Raw genomic sequence first — 8,957 nt, forward strand, 5'->3', positions numbered from 1 at the left:
GGCGCCGGCAACCGGGCTCGTCAGACGGCCGCGGGAGGATGCGAGGCGAGGCGGTCCGTCGAGCCCGCCGCCAGAGCCTCGCCCACGTTGCGGATGCCGGCGCGGATCAGCTCGCCGTACGGGTCGCCGGGCAGGTGCCCGACGAGACTCGACGCGGTGGCCAGGTGGGCCCGCGCCCGGGTCGGGTCGCCGAGGCGCCGGCGGACGTCGGCCAGGTTCAGGTGCAGCGACGGCAGGAAGCTGCGCACCTGAAGCGCCCGGTCGTACCGCTGTGCGCGGTCGTCGGTGAGGTCGGTCGCTGCGGCGAGCGCGCGTTCGTCCCACGCCAGCTCGGCCTCGGCGGTGTCCTGGAGGTCGGCCAGGTAGTGGGCGAGGGTGCAGCGGTGCAGCGGGTCCCCGGTCGGGCCGATCTCGTTCCAGAGGGCGGTGAGCAGATCGCGGGCCTCGGCCGGTGCGCCGGACCGTCCGAGCTGCACCGCCTCGCCGATGCGGGTCATGGTCGGATCCGGTGTCGGTTGGTCGGACATGCAACCGATGCTGGGGCCTCGACCGGGTCGAGGGTCAAGCCGCCCGGCGGGTGTGGGCCGCTGACGTCCAGCCCTGCTGGCGCAGTCGTTCGATGCCGTCCAGCAGCAGGTCCAACGCGAACTCGAACTCGAACTGGTCGTCACAGCCCGACCCGACCACCGAGCCGTCGTCGTGCGTTGCCGCCGCCGCGATCTCCGCCAGGTGCGGGAAGCGGGTCGCGACCTCCGGGGGCATGGCCGCCGGCGGGTCGGCGTCGGCCGCCCCGGTCTGGCCGGCGCGGCGGGACGCGTCGAACAGTTCCTGGCTGAAGCCCAGGATGCGGCTGCCCATCGCGTGCATCACGTGGTGGGCGAGGTCGGTGGAGAAACCGCCGGCGCGCAGTGTGGCGACGACCGAGTCGAGGTAGGACAGGACGGCCATCGTGGCCATGTTCCGCGACTCGATGGCCAGTGGCGCCCACGGGTGGCGGATCAGCATCTGCCGGGCCGAGAGGATCCGCAGGCGCACGGACCGCTTCCAGTCGACGTCGTCGCGGGGCGGGTCGATTTCGCCGACGACCACGTCGATCATGCCGTCGAGCAACTCGTCCTTGTTTGCCACGTGCTTGTAGAGGGCCATCGGCACGACGCCCAGATCCTGGGCGAGGTTGCGCATGCTCAGCGCCTGGATGCCGGACGCGTCGGCGAGCGCGACGGCGGCCAGCAGGATGCGCTCCCTGGTCAACGGCGTCCGGTGCAGCATGTCAGCCATCGTGGTCCTCGTCTTCCGGTGGCGGTTGAAACCATAACCGGCTTGACAGGTGTACGCCGTACACCTACCGTTTCCTCAAGGTGTACGGCGTACACCACGAGGGGAGGGTTTATGAAGGCCATCGTCCAGGACCGGTACGGCCCACCGGAGACACTGACACTCGCCGACGTGGACGTACCGACGCCCGCCGCCGACGAGGTCCTCGTGCGCGTGCAGGCGGCCGCGCTCAACGCGTACGACTGGCATGCGATGCGGGGTGACCCGCGACTGGCGCGACTGACGATGGGCCGCTCGGCGCCCCGGGCCCGCATCCGGGGCCGCGATTTCGCCGGCCGGGTCGAGGCCGTCGGCGCCGGGGTGCGCCGCCTGCGCCCGGGCGACGCGGTCTTCGGCGACCTGGGCGACGCGAACGGCGCGTTCGCCGAGTACGTGTGCGTGCCGGAGGAGTTGGCCGCGATCCGGCCGGTGACCCTGACGCCCCGGCAGGCGGCCGCCCTGCCGCTGGCCGGCGTCACGGCCCTCATGGGGCTGCGCGACGTCGCCCATGTCGAACCCGGGCAGCGCGTGCTGATCAACGGCGCCTCCGGTGGTGTCGGCACCCTCGCGGTCCAACTGGCCAAGCTGCTCGGCGCGACGGTGACGGCCGTGTGCGGCACCCGCAACGTCGACCTCGTCCGATCGCTCGGCGCCGACCACGTCGTCGACTACACGCGCGAGGACGTCACGCGTGCCAGCCGCCGCCACGACGTCGTCCTCGACCTGGTCGGCAACCGCACGCTCACCGCGCTGCGCCGCACGCTGACCCCCACCGGCACCCTGGTCCTGTCCGGTGGCGGGACCTACCGTGGCGGCAGCCTCGTGGGTCCGGTCTGGCTCCTCGCGCGCGGGCGGCTCGTGGCACCCTTCCTGCGGCAGCGCGTCGTGACGCTCACCGCCACACCGAGCCGCGCGCACCTGGAGGCCCTTGCCGCGTACGCCGAGGCGGGGGACCTCACCCCCGTGATCGACCGGACGTATCCGCTGCCCGAGGTCGCCGACGCCATCAGGTACCTCGAAGGCGAGCACGCCCGGTCGAAGGTCGTCATCACCGTCGACCCGGAGCAGGGCGGCCGATGACCATCGACGACACGCTGCGGCGCGTCGACGAGGGCGTGCAACTGCACCACCAGCAGGGCCGGCGCGACGCCGCCCGCGACCTGCTCGCGCAGGTCTGGGCCGACATCGGCGGCGAGCGGGGCGATCCCCTGCACGTCTGCGTCCTCGCCCACGCGATGGCCGACGTGCAGGACGACGTCCACCAGGAACTGCTCTGGGACGAGCGGGCCCTGGCGGCTGCTCACGCGCTCACCGACGCCCGCCTCGTCGAGGCGGGGATCACCCTGCCGGTGGCCGGCCTGTACCCGTCGCTGCACCTCAACCTGGCCGAGTGTCACCGCAAGCTCGGTGACCTCGACAGCGCCAGGAACCACCTCCAGCGCGCGCGAGCGGACATCGGTGCGCTCGCCGACGACCCGTACGGACAGCTGATCAGGAACGGCCTCGACGAGGTGACGCGCCTGCTCGACCCCTGACCGTGCCCCGGGCCTACCCGACAAGTGCCTCGTCGCCCACCACATGCCGCCGGCATGATCGCCTTCAGTGGCCCGGCACCGCACGCGCAGATGCCCTGTCGGGTCGTCCACGGTGCCAGCCTCGCCTGCCTCGTGGCGACGTCCCAGATCCTCGGCGCGGAGATGGAGGGCACCGGCGTCTGACCGGACCCGGCATGACTGGCTCCGCGCGGAGGCCCCGTGCTTGTCCGATTCTGGACCTGCCGGCTGGCTCAGGTGGCCGTCGGGTCGTGACTCACCCGGGCAGCCCCTGGGCGGTTTATCGGATTACCGGTAACAGTAACTCGATAAACCGACGGCAAAAGGGACGTAACGCACGTACATCATAATGACAGTTCTTGTGCGTAAGCACTTGGGCTGTTGTAGGACGTCCACGATCTCGCGAGGGACCGACGGCGAGGCGGCTTCTAGCTGCGCCCGTACGCCTGCCGGGCCTGGGCCACCTCGGCGGCCTGCCGCTGCCGCCACCGACGCTGCGCGTCGCGGTTGCAGGCGCGGCAGACTCGACGGTACGTGCCGGTGGCGGGGTCCACCTCCCGGTCGTGGCCGTTGCGGCAGCGCGGGTTGCGCTCGCGGGCGCGGCAGTTCTGCGCGTGCGTCACCTGTCGTAGGTGGGTGGGTTCGATGCAGTCGGGGACGCCGCAGACGTGGTCGACCTCGAGGTCGGGGTCGTAGTCACCGACGAGGACGGCGTACGCGGCGATGTGCGCCCAGGCGCGGCCGGCGACCTTCTGGTAGACGCCACGCTGAGAGCCGTAGCCGGTGATGATGAGGCACCCGGTCTCGGCTCGGACGGAGCGGGCGAGCAGGTGCTCACGCAGGCTGTCGGCGGTGAAGTGGCGGGACAGCCCGTGGACGCCGGAGACCATACGGCGCATTCTGTCGTACCAGGTCGAACTCTCGGCCATCGCTCTCCACGCCTGGCCTGCTGCCACGGATGCGACCAGCTCGCCCCGACGCCCCCGGGGGTCGCCCGGTCGTTCCGAGGCGGGCGGTCGCCGCCCTAGGATCGCCTGATGTTCCGACCGGCCTACCCGATCCGTACCGAGCGGCTCACCCTGCGTCCGGTCACGATGGACGACCTGGACGACGTGTACGCGTACCAGAGTCGGCCCGACGTGGTCCGCTGGATGCTCGGCGCCGAGCCGCGTACCCGTGAACAGTCGCGGGCGTCGGTGCTCACCATGGCCGGTGAGGACGCGTGGCGTGCCGAGGGTGACTGCCTGACGGTGGCCGTGGTCTCCGACGCCCGGGTGATCGGGGCCGTGGAGCTGGTGTGGCGCAGCGAGCGTGACCGCACGGCCGAGGTCGGGTACGTGTTCCATGCCGCCCACTGCGGTCGCGGGTTCGCCACGGAGGCCGTCGTGGCGCTCGTGAGCTGGGGGTTCGACGAGGTCGGGCTGCACCGGGTCTTCGGTCGTTGCCATGCCCGCAACGACGCGTCCGCCCGGCTGATGAGGCGGATCGGGATGCGTCAGGAAGCCCGTCACGTGCAGAGCTACCTGTTCGACGGGGTGTGGGCCGACCAGCTCGTCTTCGCAGTCCTGGCCGGCGAGTGGAATGCCCGGCCCCGGGCCTCGCAGGGCTGACGGGAGCGACCCGCGCGTCGCGGCGGCGGTCGATCACCGCCGCGAGACGCGGGTGGGGGGCGGTCAGGCCCGGCGGTCGAGCCACTCCCGGTAGGAGGTGGGCGCGATGACGGCGTCGCCTGCGGAGACGAGGACGTCGCCGGGCACGGCGGCGAACATGCCGGCGCTGTCGTCGGTGGTGACGGTGCGCTTGTCGCCGCGGGCGGCGAGGGTGATCCGTCCCAGCTCGTCGAGGGCGAAGACGTCCGGGCCTGCGACGTTGCGTACGCCCCGCAGGGGCGCGCCCAGGGTGACGTCGGCCACGGCCTGCGCCACGTCCGCGGCGGCCATCGGCTGCACGGGTGTGGCGGGCAGGCGGACGGTGTTCGCGTCGGCGGTCCAGGACAGGATCGCGTCCACGAACTCGAAGAACTGGGTGGCGCGGACGATCGAGTACGGGATGGGCCCGGCCTTGAGGATGTCCTCCTGGAGGACCTTGGCGCGGTAGTAGGCCAGGTCGGGCACCTGGTCGACGCCGACGATGGACAGGATCACCGCGTGGCCGACGCCCGAGCGGTCGGCGGCGGCGAGCAGGTTGTCCATGGTCGTCTGGAAGAAGGCGGGGGAGGCGTCGTCGAAAGTCGGCGAGTTCGTCAGGTTGACCACGACGTCGGCGCCGGTGAGCGCGTCGGACAGGCCCTGCCCGGTGAGGAGGTCCACCCCGGTGGACGGCGAGAGCGGCACGGCCTCGTGTCCGGCGGCCCGCAGGATCGTGACGACCTGCGATCCGATGAGACCGGTACCGCCCAGTACGGCGATCTTCATGTCCAGCACCTTTCCTCGGTGTTCGGCCCGTCGTACGGCACGCGCCGATACTCGGACCTTTCCTGTCCGGGAACTATACTCGGACAATGTAAGTCCGAGTAATGGGGTGTGGCTAGGGTGAGGTCATGAAGATGTCCGGCGGGGTCGAGTGGGCGCTGCACTGCTGCGTCGTCCTCACGGCCAGCAGCACTCCCGTGCCGGCGGCCAGGCTCGCCGAGCTGCACGACGTCTCCGGCAGCTACCTCGCCAAGCAGTTGCAGTCCCTCGCCCGCGCCGGCCTGATCCACTCGGTGCAGGGCAAATCGGGCGGCTACGTGTTGACCCGGGCACCGGAGAGCATCACCCTGCTCGACGTCGTGCGGGCCGTCGACGGCCCCGGCCCGGCCTTCGTCTGCACCGAGATCCGTCAGCGGGGTCCGCTGGCCACCCCCGCCAGCGCCTGCACCGGGGCGTGCCCGGTCGCCCGCGCCATGTGGGCGGCCGAGGACGCGTGGCGTCAGGCGCTCGCCGCCGTCACGATCGCCGACCTGGCCCGCGACGTCGACGTCGACTCCGGTCCCGAGGCCCTGGTCAGCGTCAGCGCCTGGCTCACCGGCGACCGCGACGCCTGAGCGCGGGTCAGCCGGTGTGGCGTACCTCGGTGTCCCAGATCTGCGCCCACGGACGCCGCAGCCCCCGGCACACGAAGATCGGGCCGCCGTTCTCGTCGTTGTCCACCTCGACCCGCTGGTCCACCAGCCCGGCGGGTGCGCACGCGTCGAACCAGGCGGCCAGCGGCTCGGGACGCTCCCAGCCGACGGCGATGACGACGTCCGACCCGGCCGGCGGCCGGCCGAAGTCGACAGTGCTGTTGTGCCCCGAGTAGGCGCGGGGCAGGCCACGGGCCGGACCGTAACGGGCCACCGCACCGGCCTCGCCGTAGTTGCCGGTGAGGATGACCGCCCGAGAGCGTTCCTCGGCCGGTAGGCCGCGATGGACCGCGGCCAGCGAGTCTGCGAAGGCCGGCCAGCCGATCGTCTCACCGGCGTCGTAGTTGACGTCGACCACGAGACCGGGCAGGCGGTCGGCCGGCAGCACCGGCAGCAGCAGCACGACTGTGGGCAGCAGGAACGGCACCGCACCCAGCACGAGCAGCCCGCGCCGCAGCCGCACGGACCCGCGCGCCGCCCACGCGGTGGTGACCACCGCGCCGGCGGCGGTGAGGACCAGCAGCAGCGGCGCGTCGTAGTAGCCCTTGCCGCCGGCGACAAGCACGACGCCGACCACGACCAACCAGGACCAGCCAATCGCCCGGTACGCCCGCCACCGCGGCCGCCGCAGCAGCGCGACGAGACCGGCGATCCAGATCGGTACGGCGTACGGACTGATGATGACGAACTGGAGGGTGAACGCGTCGAGGCGGCCGCTGTAGGAGCTGTCGCCACTGGAGATGGAGGCGGCCACGCCGAGCTGCGGGAAGCCGTGCGTGGCCTGCCAGATCAGGTTGGGCGCGGCCAGCAGCAGGGCGATCCCGGCGGCGGCGAGCACCCACCTGTCACGCAGCAGCCGACGTGGGCCGGCGATCAGCACCCCGGCGATCAGGCCCACGGCCAGCAGCGCCGGCAGCAGTTTGCTGAGCATGCCCACGCCGAGCGCCAGCCCGGTGCCGAGCGCCCAGCGGCTGTCGCCGGTACGCAGCAGTCGTACCGCGCACCACACGGCGACAAGCCAGACCAGCAGGTCGACTGTGGTGGTGCTGAGCAGGTGCCCGCCGGCGAGCACGATGCCGGACAGCGCGGCGAGCACCGCCGCGAACGTCTGCGCGCCCCGGCCGGCGCCCAACTCGCGGGCGATCGCGGCGACCACCAGGACCGCGCCGCCGGCCAGCGCCGCCGACGGGGTGCGCAGCACCACCAGGTTGCCGGGCGCGATCGTGTCGAGCAGTCGGGCCAGCGCCGGCACGAGGGGACCCTGGTCGACGTACCCCCAGGCCAGGTGCCGGCCGGCGAGCAGGAAGTACAGCTCGTCACGGTGGTAGCCGTAGCGGCCGGCTAGCAGCAGCAGTGTCACGCTTGTCGCGGCGGCCGCCAGCCACGGGCCGAGCGCGCGCGGACCGGGTCGGTCCGGTGCGGCCGCCGCGACCGGCCGGTGAGGACTGTCGACGGCGACGGCGGAATCGCTCACCCGCTCATCATCGCCCCCCGACCCGCCGCGTGGCTGCCCCTGTCCGGTGGTGTCGCCGTCCGGACAGAACGAGAATCGGGTTCGGCGGAACTTCAACCGCGACCGAGGCGTGAGTGCGGTGAACATCGACGGGGGACGCCGGGAGGGCGGGGGCGAAGGGGATGTTGCATGCCGACGAATTCGATGAGTTCTACACCAGCACGTATCGCCGGCTGGTCGGTCAGCTGTACGCGATGCTGGGAGACCTGAGCGAGGCCGAGGACGCGGTGCAGGAGGCGTACTGCCGTGCGTGGCAGCGACGGGCGAAGCTGAACGAGTACGACAATCCCGAGGCGTGGGTCCGTACGGTCGCCTACCGCATCGCGGTGAGCAGCTGGCGCCGGACGAGGAACCGCCTCGCCGCCCACCGGCGGCACGGTCCGCACCATCCCGTCGAGTCGGTCGACTCCGGAGATCTGGACCTGGTCGGGGCCCTGGCGGGCCTGCCGTACGAGCAGCGGCGGGTGCTGGTGCTGCACCACCTGGTCGGTCTGCCACTTGCCGACATCTGCCGGGAGACCGGTTCGCCACTGGGGACTGTGAAGTCCCGGCTGGCCCGCGGCCGGCAGGCGCTGGCCCAGCACGTCGCCGAGTTCAGGGGCACCGCTCACGGAAGGATCTCGGAAGGTGTCTGACCCGCATGAGATGCCCCGGGGAGCGCCCGCGTTCGACCGGAGGTTGGCAGAGCTGGCCCGATCGGCGGCGGCGGTGGCGCGACCGGAGTCGCCGGGGGATGTGCGACGACGGGCCGGACGCCGTACGGTGCGCCGTCGGGTCGGCACCGGGGCCCTGGCCGTGGCGGTGCTGGGCGCCGTCGTGGCGGGCGGGGTGCTACGTCCGTCCATGCGCGACGACGTACCGCCGGCGGTGACGCCCTCGCCTGTGACCCCGCCGAGCAGCACACCGACGCCCACCGTGGAGTCGCCCTCGGCGACCATCTCCCCACCGTCGTCGAAGTCGCCGGCCGGGACCGTCGGCGCCCGACCGCCGGGCACGTCCGACTCGACGCCGGGCCGCTGCACGACGGCCAACCTGACGGTGACGCTCGGCGCACCGGACTCCGCGAGCGGACACCGCAGCGTGGCAGTGGTGTTCCGCAACAGCGGCAGCACCAGCTGCCGGCTGACCGGCTACCCGGGCATCGACGCCCTGGGCGGTGACGGCAGGACGCTTGCGCACGCCGAACGCACACCGCGCGGTTACCTGGGCGGTGTGGCGCAGGGGGCGCGGCCGCCGACCGTGACCCTCCGCCCCGGTGGCGTCGCGTCGGCGCTTGTGGAGGCGGCGGGCTTCCGCGCCGACGGTGAACCGTGCACGGCGTACGTGCGCCTGCTGGTCACGCCGCCGGATGACGTCCGGTCGGTACGCCTGCGATGGGACACCGACAGTTGCAGTGACCTGGAGGTGCACCCCGTCGTCCCGGGGACCACGGGCCGCTCGGGCTGAACGTGCGGGTGCCCGGACCAGGTGCGAA

Annotated in this window: 12 protein-coding genes; 7 read left to right on the forward strand and 5 right to left on the reverse strand. The window is 72.5% G+C overall.

All coding sequences use genetic code 11. The features are described from left to right. Positions 1 to 20 precede the first annotated feature (20 nt). Together ACZ6N8_RS26310 and ACZ6N8_RS26315 are read right to left on the reverse strand one after the other, a co-directional pair. Positions 21 to 527 carry a hypothetical protein gene (locus ACZ6N8_RS26310; protein ID WP_466013176.1) on the reverse strand — a complete coding sequence of 169 codons (507 nt, stop codon included), beginning with the start codon at positions 525 to 527 and terminating at the stop codon, positions 21 to 23. A gap of 34 nt (positions 528 to 561) precedes the next feature. Then, positions 562 to 1,278, reverse strand: coding sequence for a TetR/AcrR family transcriptional regulator (locus ACZ6N8_RS26315; RefSeq protein ID WP_466013177.1), 717 nt, complete (start codon positions 1,276 to 1,278; stop codon positions 562 to 564). Between the two features lie 111 nt (positions 1,279 to 1,389). Here ACZ6N8_RS26315 and ACZ6N8_RS26320 point away from each other — a divergent pair, with 111 nt between their 5' ends. The 3 genes from ACZ6N8_RS26320 to ACZ6N8_RS26330 are packed head-to-tail and all read left to right on the forward strand — an operon-like array spanning position 1,390 to position 3,032. Continuing rightward, positions 1,390 to 2,394, forward strand: a complete 1,005-nt coding sequence (locus ACZ6N8_RS26320; protein WP_466013178.1) for an NAD(P)-dependent alcohol dehydrogenase — start codon at positions 1,390 to 1,392, stop codon at positions 2,392 to 2,394. After that, positions 2,391 to 2,849, forward strand: coding sequence for a hypothetical protein (locus tag ACZ6N8_RS26325; RefSeq protein ID WP_466013179.1), 459 nt, complete (start codon positions 2,391 to 2,393; stop codon positions 2,847 to 2,849). The genes ACZ6N8_RS26320 and ACZ6N8_RS26325 overlap by 4 nt, the downstream gene beginning before the upstream one ends. A 54-nt stretch (positions 2,850 to 2,903) precedes the next feature. Continuing rightward, positions 2,904 to 3,032, forward strand: a complete 129-nt coding sequence (locus ACZ6N8_RS26330; RefSeq protein ID WP_466013180.1) for a hypothetical protein — start codon at positions 2,904 to 2,906, stop codon at positions 3,030 to 3,032. A 263-nt stretch (positions 3,033 to 3,295) separates the two neighbouring features. On the opposite strand, the gene ACZ6N8_RS26335 is transcribed toward ACZ6N8_RS26330, so the two are convergent. Next, positions 3,296 to 3,757 (reverse strand): HNH endonuclease, encoded by a 462-nt coding sequence (locus ACZ6N8_RS26335; RefSeq protein ID WP_466013181.1) that lies wholly within the window; start codon positions 3,755 to 3,757, stop codon positions 3,296 to 3,298. 147 nt (positions 3,758 to 3,904) lie between these two features. Between ACZ6N8_RS26335 and ACZ6N8_RS26340 the strand changes: the two genes are divergently transcribed. Then, positions 3,905 to 4,477, forward strand: a complete 573-nt coding sequence (locus tag ACZ6N8_RS26340; RefSeq protein ID WP_466013182.1) for a GNAT family N-acetyltransferase — start codon at positions 3,905 to 3,907, stop codon at positions 4,475 to 4,477. 63 nt (positions 4,478 to 4,540) lie between these two features. Here the strand turns inward: ACZ6N8_RS26340 and ACZ6N8_RS26345 are convergent, their stop codons facing one another. Next, positions 4,541 to 5,281, reverse strand: a complete 741-nt coding sequence (locus ACZ6N8_RS26345) for an SDR family oxidoreductase (RefSeq protein ID WP_466013183.1) — start codon at positions 5,279 to 5,281, stop codon at positions 4,541 to 4,543. 125 nt (positions 5,282 to 5,406) lie between these two features. On the opposite strand from ACZ6N8_RS26345, the gene ACZ6N8_RS26350 reads away from it, so the two are divergent. Continuing rightward, positions 5,407 to 5,892, forward strand: a complete 486-nt coding sequence (locus tag ACZ6N8_RS26350) for an RrF2 family transcriptional regulator (RefSeq protein WP_466013184.1) — start codon at positions 5,407 to 5,409, stop codon at positions 5,890 to 5,892. 7 nt (positions 5,893 to 5,899) lie between these two features. On the opposite strand, the gene ACZ6N8_RS26355 is transcribed toward ACZ6N8_RS26350, so the two are convergent. Continuing rightward, entirely contained in the window at positions 5,900 to 7,444 is a 1,545-nt protein-coding gene (locus ACZ6N8_RS26355) for a glycosyltransferase family 39 protein (RefSeq protein ID WP_466013185.1), read from the reverse strand. Positions 7,445 to 7,605: 161 nt separating this feature from the next. Here ACZ6N8_RS26355 and ACZ6N8_RS26360 point away from each other — a divergent pair, with 161 nt between their 5' ends. Continuing rightward, positions 7,606 to 8,118 carry a SigE family RNA polymerase sigma factor gene (locus ACZ6N8_RS26360; RefSeq protein ID WP_466013186.1) on the forward strand — a complete coding sequence of 171 codons (513 nt, stop codon included), beginning with the start codon at positions 7,606 to 7,608 and terminating at the stop codon, positions 8,116 to 8,118. Beyond that, positions 8,111 to 8,929, forward strand: coding sequence for a DUF4232 domain-containing protein (locus ACZ6N8_RS26365; protein WP_466013187.1), 819 nt, complete (start codon positions 8,111 to 8,113; stop codon positions 8,927 to 8,929). Before ACZ6N8_RS26360 ends, ACZ6N8_RS26365 begins: the two co-directional genes overlap by 8 nt. The last annotated feature ends 28 nt before the right edge of the window (positions 8,930 to 8,957 follow it).

The organism is Micromonospora sp. NPDC047521 (assembly GCF_055587305.1).